Genomic DNA, 23,616 nt, shown 5'->3' with positions numbered 1-23,616 from the left:
ATGCTGCATTTGAAATGAAAAATAAATAATAACTTTTTCCTTAAATTATAAAACCGACTTTTAAACAAAACCTATTTTTAATTATTTAAAAGGCTTTATAACTTGATTTCAGATAGAATTAAAGGAGGCTTGTAATAAGGAGTGTAAATTTATTTAATCTATAGGAATATTACTATAAGTAGTATTACGTGTTTTTGTATTTGTTGTGTTAATTAACATTTTTAAGACTCAATGTTTCAAAAATGCATAAAAAGGACTTTCAAAAATGTCTAATGCATTTTTGATATGTCCAAATTGTAGAAAAAGTCTAATTAGTTTTAGGCTGCGCCTTTATGATATTTCTTTTTGTATTCCATTGGCGGAATTCCAGTGATTTTTTTGAAAGCATCTCGAAAGGCTTTCACATCAGAATAGCCAACTTCGTACATCACTTCATTTACAGTTTTACGATCTGTCTCAAAAGCTTTTTTGGCAGCTTCGATTTTTACTCTCTGAAGATATTCACTTGGAGTATTTCCTGTTGCTTTTATAAATCTTCGGTCAAAATTCCTTCTGCTTACATTAAGTTTAGTAGAAAGATCGCTCATCGATAATTTTTCTCCTAAATTTTGCTCTATGTAAGATTGTGCAAGAAGCACCATTTCGTCTTCATGTTTCTTCTGCCCCGAAAAGATAATAAACTGCGATTGTGTGCTTCGGTTCATTTCAATCTGAAATACCTTTGCGCAATAAACCGCTGTAGCTCTACCGTAATATTTTTCGATTAAGTAAATCATTAAATTTAGAAAAGAATACGCTCCGCCATTGGTGTAAATTCCGTTTTCATCTGTAATCAATTCGTCAATTCTAAGATTTATTTTTGGAAACATTTTGCTGAAATTTTCCTTGACAGACCAGTGGGTAGAACAGCTTTTTCCGTCAAGAAGTCCCGATGCGGCAAGCATAAACGCACCCGTACAGATAGTGGCTATTTCGGCTCCTTTTTTATATTGCTTTTGTAGCCAATGCACCAATTCATCATTATGCTTAAGAGCAAGATTATAATTATGGTTTAATGAAGGAATAATGATGAGGTCGGTTTTATGGACCTGAGAAATATGAAGATGAGGTTTTACTTCGAAAATTCCTTGATTGAATTCTACTTTTTCAGAAATTCCAGCAAGTTGGATATGAAACAATTCCTTTTTGCCATTTGCTCTATAAAAGGTATTTGCTTTTGTAAAGATTTCGTATGCGCCAGATATGCTTGAAAGATTATTGTCTCCTTCAGGAACTATGATGGTAAGCTGTTTCATTTTCTTTTTTTATATAAAGGTACTAAAAGTTGCTGTCCAAATACACCATTGAGAATGTCTGGTTTTCACATCAAACAATTTAGAATTTGCTTTTAAATTTACTCTAAACAATTGTCTAACATTATAAGCAAATCAATATCATGGCAAAAATGACAGTAATCTACAAAACGCCAAAAGACATCAACTCTTTCGAAAAACATTATTATGGTGTACACATTCCATTAGCAAAAAAACTTCCAGGATTAATAAAATATGAAGTAAGCAATGGAGCAGTTCGATCAACAACAGAGCATTCAGATGTATATCTTGTAGCAAATTTATATTTTGTATCTATGGAAGCGATGATGGAATCTTTTAAGTCAGATATCGGACAACAATGTGCCGCTGACCGCAGAATCCTAGCCAGTGACGATGAGGTGCAGATTTATGTGTATGATGTGAAAAACACCTGATTTTTCATTGTTTCATTTTAACGGTTCAAGGTTCATTTTACTATTTCTGGTTTCAGATTATAATCTGAAACCATTTCCAGAGGTTCAGAAAGAAAGATTAAAGTTTTTCATTTTAATTTTAAGTATTCTTTTAATGCAGTTTTTCTATATGTAGACGAAGAACAGATTATTTTGAGTATTGCAATATGAACTTATAAGGTAAAATACAGTATTAATTTAAATACAAAACCTATGGCCGCTATTCCTGACGAATTGTACAATGTTAAATTTGCAGCGTATTTTGATTCGATGAAAGAATTGTATATACTAGATCAAAAATTTAAAGTGATGTGTGATGCTTATTGCGCAAGTACGGCTAAAACGGAGCTTTATAAGGATAGAAGCGAAAAAAATTTCCGACGTAGAATGAAATTTGAAAATCTGTCAAGGGAATTAGAAGAAGAAATTCTATTCTATATCATGCGAAATAGGTAATTTTTCAATATTGCCTGAAAATTAATCTTCATCTTTTGAAAGCCCAACTTGCGATACAGCTTTCCATTGTTCCATTTTTTCAGCTTTAGTTAAACCTGCATTTAGTCCGCTTGTGGAAGGCAGGATTGTGTAAATAATTCCTTCTTGCGGTATAGTATGTTTGTGAAAGTATTTTGCAGCAGCTTTGCTTTCAAAAAAAACATGCTTGATATTCGGAAATTGTTTGTGCAGATTCTCAAAATCATTAAGAGTTTCTTCTGTTATTTTAGCGTCGCTGCTTCCTTCTCTTTTGCAGCTTTTAAGGACATTCCATAGACCAATATTGTATTTTGCCACTAACGCTTTTCGATCTTCATAAGAAGTGCTGAATTCTTCGTCAAAAATAGCAAACAGAATTTTCCAGAAAAGATTGCCTTTGTTCGCATAGTATTGCTGCTTCGCAATAGACTGTTCGCCCGCCATAGTTCCCATAATTAGAATAATTGTGGAATTATCTATTAAGGGTTGAAGGGCTTTTTTTAGCATTGGTTTTTTCTGATTTTCGTTGATTTGTAAAATTAGCGATAAAGATTTGAAATGAGAAGAAGACTTAAAAATCAATAAATGTCTTTAACTTGTATTAGATTTTGCTTTAAAAGAAAAAACTTTTAGATATTTACGCCTTAAAAGAAACTAATGTGGTTCAAAATCAGTCCCGAAAGCTTTCAGGATTGCGCTGCGCTAATTAAGAACATTTTGCGGAGCAGGGGGGGATGAAATAAAAGAACAAAAAGTAAAAAATAATGAAACAAAAATTAAAAAAAGAATTTTATAAAACGATTGGATTTGCAGTGTTTATATTTGTATTGACATTTTTCTTTTTTAAAGAATATGTTCTCCAATCTTCTTCAATTTTAGGAAGTCTTTTTTCTAGTATTATAGGTGTGCTTTTAACTTTTGGCCTTACATGGTTCTTAAAAAATAGATCCCTCTTTCAAATGCTAATTGTTATCCTGATTTATATTATTTTTATTGTGGTCTTTGCTTACTCCCAAAAAAACAATTCAATAACGGATAGCCCTGTTAGTAAAACAAATATAAATTCTGTTTGTGGTAACTGGGTTACAAAGGAAAATGACTTAATTCTTAAACTGAATATTAGCGGTAAGGCAATGAAAATGAATTTTTATCCTAATAATAAGCAATTGTTTTTTGAGTATGAAATGAACGATAATGTAATTGATTTTTTTAATGATGATGATGTATCTAATTTTCAATGGAAAATTTTAAAGCTAACAAGTGATTCATTAGTTATACTTGAAAAAAAACAGATTTTAAAATTCAAAAAGGAAAAATAAGAGCAGCGTACAAAGCTCCCCGCTTTCCGAAGAGTTGCATATGAAAAGCTGCACAATCCCGAAAGCATTCGTGGTCTGTTTTTCGTGATAATCTTTATTAATAGTTTTAGAATAAAGTCAGAGACTTTTAGAAGAGAACGATTTAATGAATTGCTGTATAAAAAAGCGCAAAGTCGGAGACATTTGCGCAGCGCTAACGAAGAGAACACTTTGCGGAGCGTGGAGGCTGGTCAAATAAGAAAAATGAAAAAAAATAAAATCGAAACTGGATCAATAATTAAGATTCCTTTAGAACATAATTTTGGTTATGTGTTAGCTAAGTTTATTAACTTAAATGAAATTAAAAAAGATATTGGATATAATGAATTTATTTATGTTTATGATAGAATTTTTAGAGATGAAGATATTGTAGTAAATAATATAGATGATAATGATTTACTGCTTGGAGGCATTTATGTCCTTAATATATACCCAGCATTAAAAAATAAAACATGGGAAGTATTAGGACATTTGAAACCTAAGAAAATAGAGTTAACAATTCCTGATTTTAAGGACTTTGGTCCTGTGTTTACTACATATGAAAAAAACGCTAAAATTTGGTATTATATCCATAATGCAGAAGTGAATAACAGGGTTGTTGTTGATTATGAAAAAGTAAAACATTTAGAGAAATTTATTTACCGAGCATATGGTTCAATAGCCACACGTTTAACTATGGAAGTTATTAGACAGCAAGGCAATAACATCGAGGAATTTTATAGACTTGATAATCACGATGATTTAATTTCATACTATAATACTATTTATACTCCGATTTATTCTAGTATTCCAAAAGAAATAAGAGGAAAAGCTATTATTTAGGGTAATGTATCAGATGTGTTGATGCATAATTACTGCGTCGAACATCTACTGATTATCAAATGATTTATATTAATATCGCATAAAAATTAGAACAGCCCCGCTCTCCGAAGGGTTCTATATGAAAAGATGCACAAATGTCCCTGAGCGTAAAGTCAGTCCCGAAGGCTTTCGGAATTGCGTAGCAATAACGAGGAGAACACTTTGCGTAGCTGGAGTTCTTGAACTAAAAAAAACTGCACTATCCTGAAAGTTTTCGAGATTGTGCAGTTTTACGGGCTATAAAAGGGTGATTAAAACTCGTTTTAAATTACAGAACAAGCGCTTTTATTTTCTTTTACCAAAGGCTTAAGGCCAAGATTTTGAAACATCTGCATATCTTCAGACAATCCTGGATTTGGTGTTACCAATAAAGTTTCGCGTTCTCCTGTAAAAATAGAATTGGCACCTGCCATAAAACACCAAGCTTGTTCTTCTTCGGTCATTTCGATGCGTCCGGCACTTAAACGAACAATTGATGCAGGCATAACAATACGCGCTGTAGCTATCATTCGAACCATATCCCAAATAGGCACTTTCGGATTATTTTCTAGTGGAGTTCCTTTTACTCTTGCCAAGGCATTTACAGGAACAGATTCTGGATGAACAGGCATAGTTGCCAAAGTTAACAGCATAGAAACTCGATCAGCATTAGATTCTCCAAGACCAATGATTCCGCCTGAGCAAACCGTGATTCCCGCTTTTCTGACGTTATTGATAGTGTCAAGACGTTGGTCAAATTTACGCGTACTGATTATTTCATCATAATAAGTTTCAGAAGTATCCAAATTATGGTTGTAAGCATACAAACCTGCTTCTTGAAGACGTACCGCTTGTTCTTCGGTAAGCATTCCAAGTGTGCAGCAAACTTCTAAACCAAGATCGTTTACACCTTTTACCATCTCTATAACACGATCAAAATCTTTGTTATCGCGAACTTCTCGCCAAGCGGCAGCCATGCAAAAACGAGAAGAACCGCCGTCTTTTGCTTTTTGCGCATGCTCTAATACTTTTTCCGTCGGAAGAAGCGCCTGAACTTTAATATCGGTATGGTATCGCGCTGCTTGTCCGCAGTAAGAACAGTCTTCTGGACATCCGCCTGTTTTTATAGAAAGTAATGTGCTAACCTGTATTTCTGAAGGTTTATGAAACTCTCTATGTACAGTTGCTGCCTGATAAACCAATTCTAAAAGAGGCTGATCATAGATAGCTTGAATTTCTTCTTTTTTCCAGTCGTGTCTAATTTGAGTGTTCATTTATTTTGATATGCTTTTAATGATTTTTGGTCAAATGTATCATTTTACTGTATCATCAAAATGTACCACTTTTTATATTTTGGGTAGACCGGTTGAAATATCAAATTTTTTAAACAGGAAGATTTTTCTCAAAAGCAGAACCAAAAGAGAAAAAAGAATCGGTGCTTCCAACGCCTTCAATCTGATGCACTTGTTCGTATAGAATTTTACGAAGTTCTTCATTATTTGCTGCTACTATTTTTATGAATAAAGCATATTTTCCCGATACCCAATGGCATTCTATCACCTCTGGTATTTCCTTAAGTTTTTCAGCAATAGAGTAGGAAAAACGAGCCTCTTTAGTCACAATTCCTGTATAGGTAATGGTTTCAAAACCAAGCTCTTTTGGATTTAATTTTACAGAAAAACTATTAATTACTCCTGCTTCTTGCAATTTTTTAACTCTTAGATGCACCAGCGAATTGGAAATATTCAATTCTTTAGCCAAATCAGAAAATGGTATTCTTGCATTTTCGCTGAGTTTTTGTATGATTTCTCGATCTAAATAGTCAGTATTTTCATTCTTCTTGACCTTTGCCATAAGTGCTTTTTAATTGGTGATTCTATTATTTTGACAATTCTTTTGTTAAAAATGGTTTTTAAAGTGTCAAAATTACAAAAAATAGCATAACAAATGTCTAATTGTAAATAATCGTATTGCTATACTGTTATAATAACAGTTATATGTATAGATTTGTGTCATAATAACACTATTTTAACTTAACTACAAAATGAATAAGGATCAATTACTTAAAAAGCTATGGGAGCAATATGTAGAAATTACTCCGTCGGCATTAAAAATTCATGAACTCCTGGAAAACAAGGGGGAAGAAATTAAAAATGATCATATCGCGATTCGTACTTTCAATGATAAGCGTGTGAATATTCAAGTTTTAGAAAAGCCATTTCTAAATGTTGGTTACGAAGCAAAAGGAGAGTATCATTTTGAAACTAAAAAGCTTTATGCAAAACATTACGAGCACGCAACTGACAAAGACGCGCCAAGAATTTTTATTTCTGAATTGGAATTAGAAAAATGTTCTGCTGAATTACAGGCTACAGTAGCGAATTTGCTAGATAGTTGCGACCAGAATGTGTTTAATAATCCAGAATTAGTTTTAAGCGGATCAGTTTGGAATGGAAATTCGCAAGCAGTTTACAAATCATTGTTGGAAGAATCTGAATATGCGGCTTGGATGTATGTTTATGGTTTTAGAGCCAATCACTTTACTATTAATACCAATGCTTTAAAAGGATTTAAAACTTTAGAAGAATTGAATAATTTCTTAGAAGCTAGCGGCTGGGAACTGAATGCATCTGGAGGAAAAATTAAAGGAACTCCAGAACAGCTTTTAGAACAATCGAGCACATTGGCAGATTTATACAATATCGATTTTGAAGAAGGAACGTTGAAAGTGCCATCATGTTATTACGAATTTGCATTGCGTTATCCGATGTCAAACGGAGAATTATATCAAGGTTTTGTTGCGTCATCGGCAGATAAAATATTTGAAAGCACCGATGTAAAGCTTCAAAAAGCATTATAATATTCATTTAGTATAAAAAAGAACAATTAAAAGTCACAATGACGAATACAGATTTGCAATTTGGTATAAAAGAAGCTTTAGAGCAACTAAACATAAAGGAAGTTAATAACGGAACTTGGACAGGGCTGAATAATTTTTCTGATGGGGAAATTTTAGAAAGCTACTCGCCAGTAGATGGAAAATTAATCGGAAAGGTTAAAACATCAACTACAGCTGATTATGAAAAAGTGATGGAATCGGCTACTGATGCTTTTAAGCAATTTAGACTAATGCCAGCGCCTCAGCGTGGTGAAATAGTGCGTCAATTTGGAGAAAAATTACGCAAAAACAAAGAAGCTTTAGGTAAACTGGTTTCTTATGAAATGGGTAAATCTTTGCAGGAAGGTTATGGCGAAGTGCAGGAAATGATTGATATCTGTGATTTTGCAGTAGGACTTTCACGTCAGCTGCACGGATTAACAATGCATTCAGAAAGACCAGGACATAGAATGTATGAACAGTACCATTCTCTAGGAGTTGTCGGAATTATTTCGGCGTTTAACTTTCCAGTAGCTGTTTGGGCTTGGAATACAGCTTTAGCTTGGATTTGTGGCGATGTTTGCGTTTGGAAACCTTCAGAAAAAACACCTCTTTGTGCAGTTGCATGCCAAAATATTATGGCAGAGGTTATAAAAGAGAATAACTTACCTGAAGGAATCTCGTGCTTGATTACAGGAGATTTTAAAATTGGCGAATTGCTAACCAATGATAAACGCATTCCGTTAATTTCGGCAACAGGTTCTACTCGAATGGGTAAAATTGTAGCGCAGGTAGTTGCAGGACGTTTTGGAAAATCTTTACTGGAATTAGGTGGAAACAATGCAATAATTGTAACGCCAGATGCAGATATTAAAATGACCGTTATTGGTGCTGTTTTTGGCGCTGTTGGTACAGCAGGACAAAGATGTACTTCTACACGCCGTTTAATTATTCATGAAAGCATTTATGAAAAAGTTAAAGAAGCTCTGATTTCTGCTTATGGACAATTGCGCATCGGGAATCCTTTGGACGAAAAAAATCATGTAGGACCTCTTATCGATAAGCAGGCAGTTGAATTGTATAATGATGCCCTAAAAAAAGTTGTCGAGCAAGGAGGGAAAATTTTGGTAGATGGCGGAGTACTTTCTGGTGATGGATATGAAAGTGGATGCTATGTAAAACCTGCAATTGCAGAGGCTGATAATTCTTTTGAAATTGTACAGCACGAAACTTTTGCTCCTGTTTTATACTTAATAAAATATTCAGGAACTGTTGAAGCGGCAATTGAGATGCAAAATGGTGTAATGCAAGGACTTTCTTCTGCAATTATGACAAATAACTTAAGAGAAGCCGAATTATTTCTTTCTGTTACAGGTTCTGATTGTGGTATTGCAAATGTAAATATCGGAACCTCTGGTGCTGAAATTGGAGGTGCTTTTGGCGGTGAGAAAGAAACTGGTGGTGGCCGGGAATCTGGATCTGACGCTTGGAAAATTTACATGAGAAGACAAACCAATACAATCAATTATACTACAAGTCTGCCGTTGGCTCAAGGAATTAAATTTGACTTATAACAGGCAGAAAAGCTAAAGCTTAGCAAAAAATATAAACAAGAATACTACATTTTGTTTGGTAATGTTTTAACGCATTGTCAAACAAGATGTATATACATGCAATACAAAAACTAAATATTAAAAATTAAAAAAAGAAACCTAAAAATTTACTAACTAAAACCATTACCAAGATGAACAGAAAACTAATTAGGGTAATTTATTTTATTCCTCTGCTGTTATGCTTGTGGCTGCCAAACATCAGTTTTGCACAAGCACAAAAAACAATTTCAGGAAAAGTTACAGATGACAAAAATAATACGCTGCCTGGGGTAAGTATTTCGATCAAAGATTCTAAATACAATGCTGGGACAGATATTGATGGAAATTACACCTTAGTGTATCCATCGACGTTGGAGAATCCGATTATTGTTTTTTCTTATGTAGGATTTATATCCATAAGTGAGAGTATAAATAATCGTTCAGAACTTAATATATCTATGCAGGAAGAAACCAATAAACTGAACGAAGTAGTTATTATTGGTTATGGTTCTCAAAAGAAGAGTAATGTTACAGGAGCTATTTCTACCGTTAAAAAAGAAAGCCTAGAAACTCGTGCTACAACAAGTCCATCAGAAGCACTTCAAGGATTAGTTGCAGGGGTAAATGTGCAAAAAAGCGGTGGTGTTGCTGGCGCTTCAGTAAGCGTGAAAATTCGTGGAGTTAATACATTTGGAGCAACAGAACCACTTTATATCATTGACGGTTTTCAGGGATCTATTAATACCATAAACCCAACCAATATAGAATCTATGGAGGTTCTTAAAGATGGTGCCGCAGCTGCAATTTACGGATCTGTCGCTGCTAATGGTGTAATTATCGTAACCACTAAAAATGGACAAAAAGAAGGCGTAAAAGTAGATTTCAGTTCTTTTTTAAGCATTACAAATCCATCTAAAACATTAGATATGTTAGATGCTGACGGTTATCGTACTGTCAATAAAAGAATGTATGATGAATACAATAAATATGCAACTTCACCAAAACCTCTTCCAGCTTATATTACAGCACCATCAGATGTAAATACAGATTGGCAGGACGAAGTTTTCCGTTCTGGTTTTACACAAAACTATGGTTTAGGAATTCAGGGTAGACAGGGAGATTTTAAATTTGCGCTTTATGGTAATTTTGTGAAGCAAAAAGGTATTGTAATAGATAACGAATTTGGTCAGCAAACTGGTAGCGCGAGAGTTAGTTTTAAAAAATCAATTTTTGATATCGATGCAAAAATGGCGTATATGGGAACGCAAAATGCATTGCCTAATTTTCAGCTAAAAGAAGTATATACGATGGCTCCTTTGGTTCCAGTTTATGATGAAAATGAAGAATATGGTTACGGACTCGCGAATAAAAATGGTTTACCAGCAGGAACAAATCCAGTTGCCGAAGAGCATTTTAGAAAAAGCAATGACATCGGACAGGACATAACGGCAAATATTGCTGCAACTGCAAACATTGCTCCATGGTTAAAATACAAACTGGCTTATTCTTACCGTGTAAAAAACAACCAACAGACTGCACATTTTCCTCCATATATTGCAAATCCAAAAGAGGTGCATCTTTATCCAATGCATACAGAATTAAGAACGACTTGGAATGAGCAAATATTAGACAATATCATCACCATTGACAAAACTTTTGGAAAACATGTTTTTGGTTTAATGTTGGGGAATACTTTTAACAGTCAGGCATCAAACTGGAATCAGGTTAGTGTTGAAGGAAAAACAACTGATTATACTGTAGAAAATGGACAGTTGGTTTCTATCGATCGTCCTTCAGGATTCCTTGATCCTGGTTTTGAAACAATTGGCGCAGGAAGAGGAGGAACCTATTCTGCTGATGGTTCAAAATTCCAATACAATAGAGTATCTTTCTTTAGCAGGTTAAATTATTCATACAATGATCGTTACTTATTGCAAGTAACAGTTAGAAAAGATGGTTCTTCTAAATTTGGAGAAGACAGCCGTTGGGGGACTTTCCCATCTATTGCTTTAGGATGGAAAATCGAACAAGAAGATTTCTTCCCAAAAGATATGATTCTTTCTACTTTAAAATTGCGTGCTAGCTGGGGACAATTAGGTAATGAAGCTGCTTTAGGTTATTACTCTGCAAACACCTTAATTAAAACAGGGAATTTTTTAGGCAATGGTTATGTTCAGGGAATAGGAAGCAACCCATGGCCGGGTAGTATTGCAACAGCATTAGAAAATAGAAACCTGCAATGGGAAACTACAGATTCTAAGAATATTGGTTTAGATTATACACTTTTGAATGGAAAAATTAGCGGTTCGATGAACTACTACCACAATGTGACTGATAATTTGTTGATTACAAAAAAACTTGCTCCTTCTGCAGGAATCGATGATCCTGTTCTTAACGTAGGTAAAATTAGCAACAGCGGATTTGAATTTGAAGTAAATTACCGTGACCAAGTAAATGAATTTAAGTACAATGCAGGATTAAACCTTACGACACTTAAAAATAAAGTAGAAGAATTGGCTAATGACGGACAAACTATTTATGGAGAAGGATTAAAATATGGAGACGAGCACTTTCCAACTCAGGCACGTGTAGGAAGTCCTATTAGCGGATTTTATTTGTATAAAACAGACGGTATTTTCCAATCTGCTGAAGAAGTAGCAGCTCACAATAAAAATGGTGTTTTATTACAGCCAAATGCACAGCCTGGAGACCTTCGCTTTAAAGATTTGAATGGAGACGGCGTTATCGATGAAAATGATAAAGCGTATGCTGGAACAGGATTGCCAAAACTGGAAGTAAACCTTAGTTTAGGTGCAAGTTATAAAGGATTTGACTTCTCTGCATTGATAGGAAGCGGATGGGGAAATAAATTATATAACGGAAACAGATATTTTTATGAGTCTATGAATGCAGGAACTAATATGTTGGCTTCTACATTAAATTCTTGGACACCAGAAAACCACAGTAATATTCCGCGAGCTGTATTACAGGACCCTAACGGAAACAGCCGTGAATCGGATCGTTTTCTTGAAAGTGGCGATTTTATCAGAATGCGCCAATTGCAATTTGGATATACTATTCCAAACAAAATGTTAGGTAAAGCAAAAATCGACAAACTTAGATTTTATGTAAGTGTTGAGAACTTGTTTACCATCACCAATTACTCAGGTATTGATCCTGAATTCTCACGTGACAAAGTAATTGACACAGGTGTAGACCGTTTTGTTTACCCATTTACAAGATCATTTGTTTCTGGAGTTCAGTATATATTTTAATTCTACTTAATACGACATTATCATGAAAAAGATATTTTTAATATTATCCGCTATAGGTTTATTCACTTTTACAAGCTGTGATGACTATTTGGATCAACAATCTCCAGATCAGCTTACTTCAGATAATTTCTGGAGAAATAAAGCAGATGCCGAATCTGCTTTGGCCTCAACTTACTCACAATTAGAATGTGCTGTTGACGAATGGGCTTTCGCCGAAGTAAAATGGCCGGTTGAAGCGTATCGTGAAGACATAAACGAATTAGGGAGCGATGCATTAAACTATCAAAATTGGGTTGAACTTTCTACTTTTACCTACACAAACGGAAACAGTCAGTTTACTAGCTATTGGAGAATTAATTACAGAGGAATCAGTAATGCCAATCAGGTTATTGATAAATTGCCACAGGTTCCTGCATCAAAAATAACTGATGAAGACCGCAAACAGATTGAAGCAGAAGCTCGTTTTTTACGTGCATATTACCACATGAAACTGATTTTGAATTGGGATCAAATCTATATCAGAAATAAATATGTTACAAAAGAAAGCGATCTAAACATTCCGTTGTCAAGCCGTGCAGAAGCTTGGGATTTTATTACAAGCGAATTTAAAGCTGTAGCAGCTGTTCTACCGGCAAAACAATCTGCAGATAAAACAGGACGTGCAACAAGCGGTGCTGCTAACAGTTACTTAGGTTTTGCTTATTTGACAAGAGCTTATGAAGAAACAGCTCAAAAAGAAACTTTCCTTAATGAAGCACTTACTGCATTGAACAAAGTGCAAGGTTATGAGCTGGTTAAAGATTATGTTTCTATGTTTGATGGTACAACCAAAAACACTAAAGAATCTATTTTTGAACTTCAGTTTTCAGAAACTACAGCAAACGGAGCGTTCTACCGCAATGCACTTCACTACTGGATGGCAGCGGCTGAGCTTGGCGGATGGGACGAAATTCTTCCAAGTCCAATGCTTGTAAACGAATTCAAAAAAGAAGGAAAAATTGCGACAACAGGAAACTATGATTCACGTTTTTATAGCACAATTTTCTTCAAAGATCCATATTTTAATGATGCTAGCAATCCATTAGTATTAGGAACAACTTATGATGATAAATTTGGAGATACAGACAAACCAGTTTTTCGCAAATTTATTCCAAGTACACAGGAAAAAATGGATCAGGAATTTACTGCAATCAACATTCCTTTAATGCGTTATTCGAATGTATTATTGATGCAGGCAGAAGCATTAAATGAATTGGGTCGCCCAGGAGAAGCAATTCCATACATCAACAAAGTTCGCGAAAGAGCAGATATGCCTGCAATGACAGGAACAAGTGGCGCTGAAGTAAAAGCGCAAATCGAACACGAAAGAATTTTAGAATTCCCTCTAGAAAATTTCCGTTTTTACGATCTACGCCGTTGGGGAAAAACAAAACAAGCTCTTGATGCAGTTGGACGAACAGGTTTTGATGCAGCAAAGAATAACTTTTACCCAATTCCGCTGACAGAATTACAAACAAATTAATTCTCAAAATGATTTAAATATTTAAAAAGAATAGCCTATATTTCTTGGCTATTCTTTTTATCTAAAGATATTGGTCTGCTCAGTAAAATGGGCTGACCTATTGCTATATAACAACACAACACAAAAATGACACAACATGAGCAAAAAGAAAATACTTTTTATTCTTTCATCCCTCTTTCTAATACAATCAGGTTGGTCTCAAAAAAGCTTCCCAAACTTAGAATCTGCTAAAAACAGTATCAATTATAAAGGAAATCCAGCAAACGCAACCGACAGAAAACCATTAGCATTCTCTGATAAAGGTGCGTGGTTTGCATTTGGATTTTTAGAAGGTTCAAATGTTCAAGCAGGATTTTCAGGACCTTTTTTGATGACAGAACAAAATGGAGTTTGGTTAAGTTCGTCATTTGTTTCGCTTGAACTAAAAGACGAAAACAAACAGGAAGTAATCAACTGGAAAAGTTCATTGGTTGCACAAAACAGTTTCAACAGCCATTTAGAACAGCAGTTTAAAAATGACAAATTAGAAGTAAAACAGCAATTGGTATTTTTATCAGGCCATTCGGCTTTGCAAAAAACAAGCATTACCAATAAAACGGCAAAAACAATCACTATTTTTCCTTCTTATAATGCGTCTCTTTTTTTAGAGGATTTACAATTATCTAATGAAAAAAACACTTTAAAAATTGTTTCTACAAAAAGTACTGCTGTAGGATATATTCAGTTTTTAAAATCAAATCCTGAGATTGAAATTGTAAAACAAGGATTCAAAGCACAGACAGAAAAATTGGTTTTAAAACCAAATGAAACCAAAGAAATTATAGTTTCGCAAAGTTTTATTTTTCCACAATATTCTTGGAAAACAGAAAATGAAACTATACAAAAAACGGTATTTACTACACTGTTAAACAACACACAAAAAGAAAAAGAAAAACTGTTTGCAGATCTTATTGCCAAAAAGAAAAATATTTACAAAGATCAGATTTATTCAGATTTTGCAGCAAAATTGGTATTGACTTTACAAAACAATACAAGAATTGCAGCAGAAGGATTAAAACATGGAGGCCTTTTCCCGAGTTATAATTACGAATGGTTTCACGGTTTTTGGGCTTGGGACAGCTGGAAACATGCCGTTGCAGTAGCGAATTATGATACCGAATTAGCCAAAAATCAAATGCGCGCTTTGTTCGATTATCAGGATCCAAATGGTTTTATTCCGGATTGTATTTATAGAAATAATCTTCTTGAAGAAAACAATTACCGAAATACAAAAGCACCGCTTGCAGCTTGGGCAATTTGGAAGATTTATGAAAAAACGAAAGATGCTGATTTTATAAAAGAGTTTTATCCAAAGCTTAAATTATATCACAATTGGTGGTACAAAGAACGTGATCACGATCAGGATGGATTATGCGAATTTGGTTCGACAGATGGGACTGTAATTGCAGCAAAATGGGAAAGCGGAATGGATAATGCTGTCCGTTTTGATGATAGCAAAATCTTGAAAAATGGCGAAAAAGCATATTCGTTAGATCAGGAAAGCGTTGATTTGAATTCATTTTTATTTGCGGAGAAAAATTATCTAAGTAAAATGGCAACCGTTTTAAAATTAACGGAAGAAGCTAAAAAATGGAAAGACGAAAGTGATACATTAAAACTGAAAATTCAAAAGCAATTTTGGGATGGAGCGACAGGCTGGTTTTATGACACAACAATTGACGGCAAAACATTGATAAAAGCAATGGGATGTGAAGGATATTGTCCGATTTGGGCAGAAGTTGCTACTGCAGAACAAGCCAAATCAGCAAAAAATAATATGATTGATCCCGCTAGTCTGAACACTTTTGTGCCTTTACCAACATTGGCTGCCAATCATCCAAAGTTTAAACCAGAAGGAGGATACTGGAGAGGACCAATTTGGCTTGACCAAAGTTATTTTGGTATTAATGGATTGGAAAAATACGGTTACACAAAAGAAGCAAATGAACTGGCACATAAACTGATGCATAACGCAGAAGGCGCTTTAGATAAAGGCACTACGATAAGAGAAAACTATCAGCCTGTAACCGGAAAAGGATTAGAAGCTTTTAACTTTAGCTGGTCGGCTTCACACTATTTAATGCTACTTTTAGAAGATAAATAATTTGAATTTAACTATTCAATTTAATAACGAACACAACAACTAACTATGTTTAACCACAATATATCTTTCACAAAAATAATAACGGCAGGATTGCTTATTGCAAGTTGCCATTCAACGCCTCTTTTTGCCCAAAATAAAAAGAATACTGTTTCAGAAAATAAAAATCCGCAGCGATTTTTCTCAAAGCCTGATTTAATGCAGATTGGAGTTTATTATTATCCAGAGCAATGGCCAAGAGAACAATGGGAGCGTGATTTAAAAAATATTAAAAAACTAGGTTTTGAGTTTACGCACTTTGCTGAGTTTGCGTGGACTTTTATGGAACCAGAAGAAGGAAAGTATGATTTTAAATGGCTGGACGATGCATTGGCAATTGCCGAAAAACAAGGTTTGAAAGTTATTATGTGCACGCCGACGCCAACTCCGCCAGCATGGATGGGAGAAAAGTATCCTGAAATCTATTTAGTAGATGCAAGCGGAAGACGCAGAGAGCATGGGAACAGAGCAAACCAATCGGTTTCAAATGAAAAATACAGAGAATTTGTTGCCAAAATTGTTACTGAATTGGCAAAAAGATACGGTAACAACAAAAACGTTATTGGCTGGCAGGTTGATAATGAACCAGGTGCACCAGACGATTTTAGTCCATCAGCACAAAAGGGATTTCAGAAATGGCTTAAAGCAAAATATGGTACAATCGAAAAATTAAATGCGGAGTGGGTAGCGAGTTTCTGGAGCATTAGATACAATAATTTTGAACAGATTGCGATTCCAAATGCAGAGATTTATTTTGAAGACAAACTAAGTCCGCATGCTATTTTAGATTTCAAAAGATACACAGCAGATTCTCAAGCTGAGTATTTGAATTTACAAGCTGAAATACTTAGAAAGCATATCGACCCAAAACAGTGGATTACTACAAATTATACCAATGTAGTTTACGGTGCTGATCCAAGAAAAACAGATAAAATGGATTTTGTAACCTATACGATGTACCCAGTAAGTGGCAGAAACAATTTAGGCGGACAAAATTTTAGAATGGGACATCCTAATAAAATTTCCGAAGCAAATGATTATTACAGATCTATAAATGGCGTTACTGGAGTAATGGAAATGCAGCCAGGACAAGTAAATTGGGCAAGTATTAATCCGCAGCTTCTTCCAGGAACGGTTCATATGTGGATTTCTCAGGCTTTTGGTGGCGGCTGTTCTTTTACTTGTACGTATAGATACAGACATCCGCTTGGAAGCAGCGAAATGTATCACGACGGAATTGTTGGTACAGATGGCGTGACGTTAACAACGGGAGGAAAAGAGTTTGTTCAGTCAATTGAAGACATGAAATTGCTTCGTAAAGAATATAATCCAAAAGCAGTAATTCCGCAGGAAATTGCAAAAAGAAAAACGGGATTTTTATGGAGCCACGAAAATCTGTGGGATTTAGAAAACCAAAAACAGACCGAATTCTGGAGTACTTGGAGACATAGAAATACCTACACTTCAGCAATAAAATCGACTGGTGCGCCAATGGATTTTATTACAGAAGAAAGCGATTTTTCAGCTTATCCGTTTATTGTTGCACCAGCGTATCAATTAATTGATCAAAAACTGGTAGACAAATGGACGAAATATGTTGAAAATGGCGGAAATTTAATTCTTTCATGCCGTACAGGACAGAAGGATAGAAACGGTCATTTCTTCGAAGCCAATTGGAGCGGACCAATCGTGCCTTTAATCGGAGCTGACGTTGAGTTTTTTGATATGTTGGTTGAAGATGTGAACGGAACAATAACTGCAGGAAACAATACCTATAAATGGAATGTTTGGGCAGATGTTTTAAATCCGAAACAAGGAACTGAAGTTTTAGCTTCTTACGCTGATCAGTTTTATAAAGGCAAAGCGGCGTCGATTACCAGAAAACTTGGAAAAGGAACTGTTACCTATATCGGAGCTGAAAGTAAAGATGGAAATCTGGAAAGACAAGTGGTAAGAACAGTTTACGAACGTGCAAAAGTGGCTATTGAAGATTTTCCAAAAGGGGTTTATGTAGAATGGCGTGATGGTTTTTATGTGGGTGTAAATTATACCAATGAAACTATAAATCTGCCAATTCCTGCTGGAAGTAAAATATTAGTGGGAAAAAATCCATTAGAACCGGCTCAAGCTGTTATTTGGAAATAATCATATAGCGCTCCTGCAAGGTTTTCAAAACCTTGTAGGTGTTTATAATAAAGAAAATATCGTAGATTTTACGGAATATGTTCAAATACCTACAAGGTCAGAAAAAGACCTTGCAGGATAACGTAAATAGAAAATAAACAATTTAATAGAATAGCAATGATTTTTTCAGAAGCAGTTATTCAGGACTTAGTAAAAGAACATTACGGATTAAACGTAACCGTAAAAGCATTAAATGGATATGATGAATTGAACTTTCTTTTATCCGATGATAAAAATGAAAAGTACATCCTCAAAGTATCAAATGAAAGTCATTCGTTTCCATTTTTAAAGGCGCAGGCTTCTATTTTGAGACATCTTGGCAATAGTGCAATTTCAGATTGTTTTCAGCATTTCTGTCCAAATAAAAAAGGAGAAGGGCTAACAGAGATTACGATAGATTCTCAAACTTATCATATTAGAATTCTCAACTTTTTGGAAGGTACTTTTTGGGTAGACGAAAAGAACAAAAACAGTGAACTGCATTACAATTTAGGTTCATTTTTAGGCAATTTGGATGCTGAGCTTGCCAATTTTTCACATCCGGCAATGCATCGCAATTATACTTGGGATATTAGCCGTGCCAGTGAAGCGGGAGATAATTTAAAGTATATTCTAAATCACGAAAGAAGACGTATTGCGGGCTATTTTTTATTGCAGTTTGATACAGAAGTATTGCCGCAATTGCACAAACTGAGACATGCGTATATACATAATGACGCCAACGATTATAATGTTTTAGTAAGAGACAATCGCATTAGCGGATTAATTGATTTTGGTGATATGGTTTACACCGCTTTAATCAATAATCTGGCTATTGGCTGTGTATATGCAATGCTTGACGAAGAAGATCCATTGAGCGTAGCTGCAACAATTGTCAAAGGCTACCATAATTCGTATGCACTTACAGAACAGGAATTGGATTTATTGTATTATTTAATTGCTGGAAGACTTTGCATTAGTGTGACACAATCTGCTTATAACGCTTCATTGGATAGTAACAACGAGCATCATTTTGTGACCGAAAAACCAGCTTGGGATTTGCTTTATAAATTGATAAAAATTAATCCAATAAAGGCTCAAGATGCCTTTAGAAAAGCTTGCGGTTTTGAAGGATTAATTAATAATGATGATTATTCAGAACTTCTTGAAATTAGAAAACAGAAAATAGGACGAAATCTAAGTATTGGCTACAAAGACAAACTTAAAATTGTAAAAGGAGCTTTGCAATATTTGTATGATGACAAAGGGAGAACTTTTGTTGACTGTGTAAATAATCCTTCGCATGTTGGACATTGTCATCCGGTTGTGGTAAGAAAAATGCAGCATCAAATAGCGACTTTAAATACAAATACCAGATATTTGAATGATGCCATAACCGATTATGCACAAAAGCTGACATCAACTTTACCAGAAAAATTAAGCGTTTGTTATTTTGTCAATTCTGGGAGTGAAGCCAATGATTTGGCAATTCGCATGAGCCGTCATTATACCAAACAAAAAGATATTATTGTATTGGATCACGCTTATCACGGAACTTCGACCGTAGCAATGGAAATGAGTCCGTATAAATTTGACAGTAAAGGAGGCTCTGGGCAAATGCCATGGATTCATAAAGCCATAAATCCAGATTTGTATCGCGGTCCTTATAAATATGGCGATGCATTAGCAGGAGAAAAATATGCTGCAGATGTACAGCGAATTATCGTAGACTTAAAAAAAGAAGATAAAGCGCCCGCAGTTTTTATCTGTGAAACTTTACTGGGAGTTGGTGGTCAGATTCCGTTGCCAGAAAATTATTTAAAAACTGTTTACGACTACGTTCGTGCAGCAGGAGGTGTTTGCATTGCAGATGAAGTTCAGGTTGGATTTGGAAGAATTGGAGATCATTTCTGGGGATTCGAATTACAGAATGTAGTGCCAGATATTGTTGTCTTAGGAAAACCAATTGGGAACGGGCATCCGCTTGCAGCTGTAATAGTAACAGAGGAGATTGCTGAATCTTTCAATAATGGCTTGGAATACTTTAATACTTTTGGGGGTAATCCTGTTTCTATGGCTACCGGATTAGCTGTTTTAGATGTAATTCAGCAAGAAGAAATGCAGCAGCATGCTCTGGAAACTGGAAATTATCTGATGAATGGATTAAAAGGTTTGATGGCTAAATATCCTATTATCAGTGATGTTCGTGGACACGGATTATTTATTGGAGCAGAAATGGTAAAAGATAGAATTACGATGGAACCTGCGATTCCTGAGATTGATATTGTAGTTGAAAAACTGAAAGCCAAAGGTTATTTGTTAAGTACAGACGGACCTCTGCATAATGTTCTAAAAATAAAACCGCCAATGCCGTTTAATAAACAAAATGCTGATGAAATGGTTGAGTTATTAGACATTGCATTAAGCGAATTATAAAACCTTTCCCTTAAAATAAAAAGTCTTCCGCTGCAAAACGGCGGAAGCTTTCAATTAATTCTGCACAACGATTTAAGTAAACCAAAATTAGCGACAGCTTTTCACTTTTATCATTTTTGATAGAAGTGGATTTGTATACAATAAAGTAAAAAAATGAATGATAATAAACTTGCCAATTTAGAGAAGCAATTAGAAGGAAAGTTATTTTACGATCATACCATGCGTCTGCTTTACGCAACAGATGCAAGCGCATACAAAGAAATGCCTTTGGCTGTAGCTATTCCGAAAACTAAAGAAGATATTCAGAAAATTATTGCTTTTGCAAAAGAAAACAATAGCAGTATAATTCCTCGTGCGGCTGGAACTTCTCTGGCTGGACAAGTGGTTGGAAACGGAATTGTGGTTGATATTTCGCAAGAGTTTACTAAAATTATTGCGGTAAATCAGGAAGAAAAGTCGGCTTGGGTAGAACCTGGTGTTATTCGTGATGAATTGAATCTTCATTTAAAACCATATAAACTTTTTTTTGGACCAGAAACTTCTACCAGCAATCGTTGCATGATTGGCGGAATGGTAGGAAACAATGCCTGTGGAGCACGATCTGTTGTGTATGGATCAACCCGCGAACATGTAGTCGAAATACAAGGGTTTTTAGCAGACGGAAATGAAGTTGTTTTTGGTTCGTTGACTAATGCCGAGTTTGAAGATAAATGTAATGGAATTAATGTTGTAAGCGAACTCGAACAAGCAATTTATCTGCAAGCTAAAGAGATATTATCGTCTGAGCACAATAGAAGCTTATTCGAGGCTAATTTTCCTAAGAAATCAATTCCGAGAAGAAATACAGGATATGCTTTAGATTTATTGGCAGACAGCAGTCCATTTGATAATTCTGATGAAAAGTTTAACTTCTGTAAACTGATTGCAGGCTCTGAAGGAACATTGTTTTTTTCTACGGCTATAAAACTAAACTTGGTTGATGCCTTAAAACCGTATTCGGCTCTGGTCTGCGTGCATTTTGAAAGTATTCATGAATCTTTAAAAGCCAATATTGAAGCGTTGAAATTTAATCCAGATAGTGTTGAATTAATTGACCATTATATTCTGGAATGCACCAAAGAAAATATCGAACAAAACAAGAATCGTTTTTTTGTAAAAGGCGATCCTCAAGCTATTTTGGCTGTCGAATTTTTAAGAGACTCACAAGAAGAAATTGATAGTATTGCAAAAGAGATGGAAGCGCTAATGCGTTCTAAAAATCTTGGATATCATTTCCCGATTGTTTATGGTGAAGATACCAATAAAGTATGGGCATTAAGAAAAGCAGGGTTAGGCTTATTATCTAATATTCCGGGAGATGCTAAAGCAGTTGCTGTAATTGAAGACACAGCTGTTGATGTTAATGATTTGCCTGATTTTATAGAAGATTTTAATGCTATTCTAAAAGATAGAAACCTAAATTGTGTGCATTACGCGCATGCTGCTACAGGTGAATTGCATTTACGTCCGATTATAGATCTAAAAACCCATGAAGGAACTGTACTTTTTAGAACAATTGCAACTGATATTGCACATTTGGTAAAAAAATACAAAGGTTCATTGAGTGGAGAACATGGAGATGGAAGGCTTAGAGGTGAATTTATTCCGCTAATGTTGGGAAATGAAATTTATCAATTATTTGTTCAAGTGAAGAAGGTCTGGGATCCGTGGGGAGTTTTTAATCCTGGGAAAATCGTGAATACTCCTCCTATGGATACGAGTCTGCGATATACGGCAGGACAAGATACGCCGATGCCTGAAACATATTTTGACTTTTCGGAAAATAACGGAATCCTTCGCGCAGCAGAAATGTGCAACGGATCTGGAGATTGCAGAAAAACAGAGAAAAGTGGCGGTACAATGTGTCCGAGTTATATGGCTACACGAGACGAAAAACATACGACTCGAGCTCGTGCCAATATGCTGAGAGAAACCATAACAAACTCAGTAAAAGCAAATCGATTTGATGACGAAAATCTGCTGGAGGTTTTGGATTTATGTTTAAGCTGTAAAGGCTGTAAGTCTGAATGTCCTTCAAATGTGGATATGGCAAAACTGAAAGCTGAAACATTGCAACAGTTTCATGATAAAAATGGCGTAAAATTTAGATCTAAACTTATTGGAAATACACCAAAAATCAATGAATTATTTGCTTCAGTTCCGTGGCTGTATAATTTATCTGCTAAAGGATTTCTTGGGAATTGGATTAAAAAAAGTACTGGTTTTGCCGTAGAAAGACAATTGCCTTTAATGCATAAAATTACGTTTGCTAAATGGATAAAAAGCTATAAACAGATAGGCAATTTTTCAAACGGAAATGTGTATTTGTATAATGACGAATTTCTTAACTATTATGATGTTGAAATAGGGCAGGCAGCTGTAAAACTTTTAAATAGATTAGGTTATAAAGTTCTAGTTCCTAAAATTGGAATTAGTGGAAGAACGTATTTGTCAAAAGGAATGCTGAAAGAAGCCCGAGAAATTGCAGAACAGAATATCAGGGATTTCGAAAAAGCGATTCCAAATGATGGTATTTTTATCGGAATTGAACCTTCGGCTATATTAACTTTTCGTGATGAATATCCTGATTTATGCCGTGGAGATTTAAAAGAAAAAGCAAAAAAAGCGGCAACTAGAACTTTTCTAATAGAAGAATTTTTAGCCCAAGAATTGGATCTAGGACGAATTACATCTAATAGTTTTACAAACCAAACAGAAAGAGTGCGTATGCATGGACATTGTTTTCAAAAAAGTTTATCGTCTTTAGTTCCGCTTAAAAAGATACTTTCATTACCACAGAACTATACTGTTTTAAATATTCCAAGTGGCTGTTGTGGTATGGCCGGTTCGTTTGGTTATGAAAAAGAGCATTATGATATTTCGATGAAAATTGGAGAACTGGTTTTATTTCCAACAATTAGGGCAGAAGAAAGTGCGACATTAATTTCTGCTTCAGGAACAAGTTGTAGACATCAAATTGCAGATGGCACAAGACGAAAGGCGTTGCATCCGGTAGAAATATTGTTTAAGGCTTTGAAATAAAAAAAACAAACCTCCAAAATATATTTTGGAGGCTTGTATCAAAAAACAATAAT

At 34.9% G+C, this 23,616-nt stretch carries 16 protein-coding genes; 12 read left to right on the top strand and 4 right to left on the bottom strand.

Annotated elements, in window-relative coordinates:
* Positions 1 to 317 precede the first annotated feature (317 nt).
* Positions 318 to 1,295 carry a GlxA family transcriptional regulator gene (locus ABXT06_RS07830; RefSeq protein ID WP_354590244.1) on the bottom strand — a complete coding sequence of 326 codons (978 nt, stop codon included), beginning with the start codon at positions 1,293 to 1,295 and terminating at the stop codon, positions 318 to 320.
* A 140-nt stretch (positions 1,296 to 1,435) separates the two neighbouring features.
* Here ABXT06_RS07830 and ABXT06_RS07825 point away from each other — a divergent pair, with 140 nt between their 5' ends.
* Together ABXT06_RS07825 and ABXT06_RS07820 are read left to right on the top strand one after the other, a co-directional pair.
* Positions 1,436 to 1,747: an EthD family reductase gene (locus tag ABXT06_RS07825; protein ID WP_354590243.1), complete on the top strand. Its 312-nt coding sequence runs from the start codon at positions 1,436 to 1,438 to the stop codon at positions 1,745 to 1,747.
* Positions 1,748 to 1,978: 231 nt separating this feature from the next.
* Entirely contained in the window at positions 1,979 to 2,221 is a 243-nt protein-coding gene (locus ABXT06_RS07820) for a hypothetical protein (protein WP_111364648.1), read from the top strand.
* 21 nt (positions 2,222 to 2,242) lie between these two features.
* On the opposite strand, the gene ABXT06_RS07815 is transcribed toward ABXT06_RS07820, so the two are convergent.
* Positions 2,243 to 2,746: a DNA-deoxyinosine glycosylase gene (locus tag ABXT06_RS07815; RefSeq protein WP_354590242.1), complete on the bottom strand. Its 504-nt coding sequence runs from the start codon at positions 2,744 to 2,746 to the stop codon at positions 2,243 to 2,245.
* A gap of 257 nt (positions 2,747 to 3,003) precedes the next feature.
* Here ABXT06_RS07815 and ABXT06_RS07810 point away from each other — a divergent pair, with 257 nt between their 5' ends.
* Both ABXT06_RS07810 and ABXT06_RS07805 read left to right on the top strand, forming a co-directional pair.
* Positions 3,004 to 3,558 carry a hypothetical protein gene (locus ABXT06_RS07810; protein ID WP_354590241.1) on the top strand — a complete coding sequence of 185 codons (555 nt, stop codon included), beginning with the start codon at positions 3,004 to 3,006 and terminating at the stop codon, positions 3,556 to 3,558.
* Between the two features lie 243 nt (positions 3,559 to 3,801).
* A complete protein-coding gene (locus tag ABXT06_RS07805) occupies positions 3,802 to 4,419 on the top strand; it encodes an Imm26 family immunity protein (RefSeq protein WP_354590240.1) in 618 nt (205 codons plus the stop codon).
* Between the two features lie 302 nt (positions 4,420 to 4,721).
* Here the strand turns inward: ABXT06_RS07805 and bioB are convergent, their stop codons facing one another.
* Complete coding sequence (gene bioB, locus ABXT06_RS07800; protein WP_354590239.1) at positions 4,722 to 5,711, bottom strand: biotin synthase BioB; 990 nt, start codon at positions 5,709 to 5,711, stop codon at positions 4,722 to 4,724.
* Between the two features lie 109 nt (positions 5,712 to 5,820).
* Positions 5,821 to 6,291, bottom strand: coding sequence for an Lrp/AsnC family transcriptional regulator (locus ABXT06_RS07795; protein WP_111364653.1), 471 nt, complete (start codon positions 6,289 to 6,291; stop codon positions 5,821 to 5,823).
* A 190-nt stretch (positions 6,292 to 6,481) separates the two neighbouring features.
* Between ABXT06_RS07795 and ABXT06_RS07790 the strand changes: the two genes are divergently transcribed.
* The 8 genes from ABXT06_RS07790 (at position 6,482) to ABXT06_RS07755 (ending at position 23,563) form a co-directional block, all read left to right on the top strand.
* Positions 6,482 to 7,297, top strand: coding sequence for a DUF1338 domain-containing protein (locus ABXT06_RS07790; protein ID WP_354590238.1), 816 nt, complete (start codon positions 6,482 to 6,484; stop codon positions 7,295 to 7,297).
* 38 nt (positions 7,298 to 7,335) lie between these two features.
* The gene (gene amaB, locus ABXT06_RS07785; RefSeq protein ID WP_354590237.1) at positions 7,336 to 8,889 is read left to right on the top strand and encodes an L-piperidine-6-carboxylate dehydrogenase; all 1,554 of its coding nucleotides are present in this window, start codon (positions 7,336 to 7,338) and stop codon (positions 8,887 to 8,889) included.
* Between the two features lie 170 nt (positions 8,890 to 9,059).
* Positions 9,060 to 12,182 carry a SusC/RagA family TonB-linked outer membrane protein gene (locus ABXT06_RS07780; protein ID WP_354590236.1) on the top strand — a complete coding sequence of 1,041 codons (3,123 nt, stop codon included), beginning with the start codon at positions 9,060 to 9,062 and terminating at the stop codon, positions 12,180 to 12,182.
* Positions 12,183 to 12,204: 22 nt separating this feature from the next.
* Positions 12,205 to 13,704 carry a RagB/SusD family nutrient uptake outer membrane protein gene (locus ABXT06_RS07775; RefSeq protein ID WP_354590235.1) on the top strand — a complete coding sequence of 500 codons (1,500 nt, stop codon included), beginning with the start codon at positions 12,205 to 12,207 and terminating at the stop codon, positions 13,702 to 13,704.
* Between the two features lie 136 nt (positions 13,705 to 13,840).
* Positions 13,841 to 15,847: an MGH1-like glycoside hydrolase domain-containing protein gene (locus tag ABXT06_RS07770; RefSeq protein WP_354590234.1), complete on the top strand. Its 2,007-nt coding sequence runs from the start codon at positions 13,841 to 13,843 to the stop codon at positions 15,845 to 15,847.
* A 45-nt stretch (positions 15,848 to 15,892) separates the two neighbouring features.
* Positions 15,893 to 18,028: a beta-galactosidase gene (locus tag ABXT06_RS07765; RefSeq protein ID WP_354590233.1), complete on the top strand. Its 2,136-nt coding sequence runs from the start codon at positions 15,893 to 15,895 to the stop codon at positions 18,026 to 18,028.
* A 156-nt stretch (positions 18,029 to 18,184) separates the two neighbouring features.
* The gene (locus ABXT06_RS07760; RefSeq protein WP_354590232.1) at positions 18,185 to 20,482 is read left to right on the top strand and encodes an aminotransferase class III-fold pyridoxal phosphate-dependent enzyme; all 2,298 of its coding nucleotides are present in this window, start codon (positions 18,185 to 18,187) and stop codon (positions 20,480 to 20,482) included.
* A gap of 153 nt (positions 20,483 to 20,635) precedes the next feature.
* A complete protein-coding gene (locus tag ABXT06_RS07755) occupies positions 20,636 to 23,563 on the top strand; it encodes an FAD-binding and (Fe-S)-binding domain-containing protein (protein WP_354590231.1) in 2,928 nt (975 codons plus the stop codon).
* The last annotated feature ends 53 nt before the right edge of the window (positions 23,564 to 23,616 follow it).

It is taken from the genome of Flavobacterium sp. UW10123, from assembly GCF_040538975.1.
Classification (GTDB): domain Bacteria; phylum Bacteroidota; class Bacteroidia; order Flavobacteriales; family Flavobacteriaceae; genus Flavobacterium.
The sequence above is the reverse complement of the archived record's forward strand: the minus strand, read 5'-3'. Positions and strand labels throughout refer to the sequence as shown.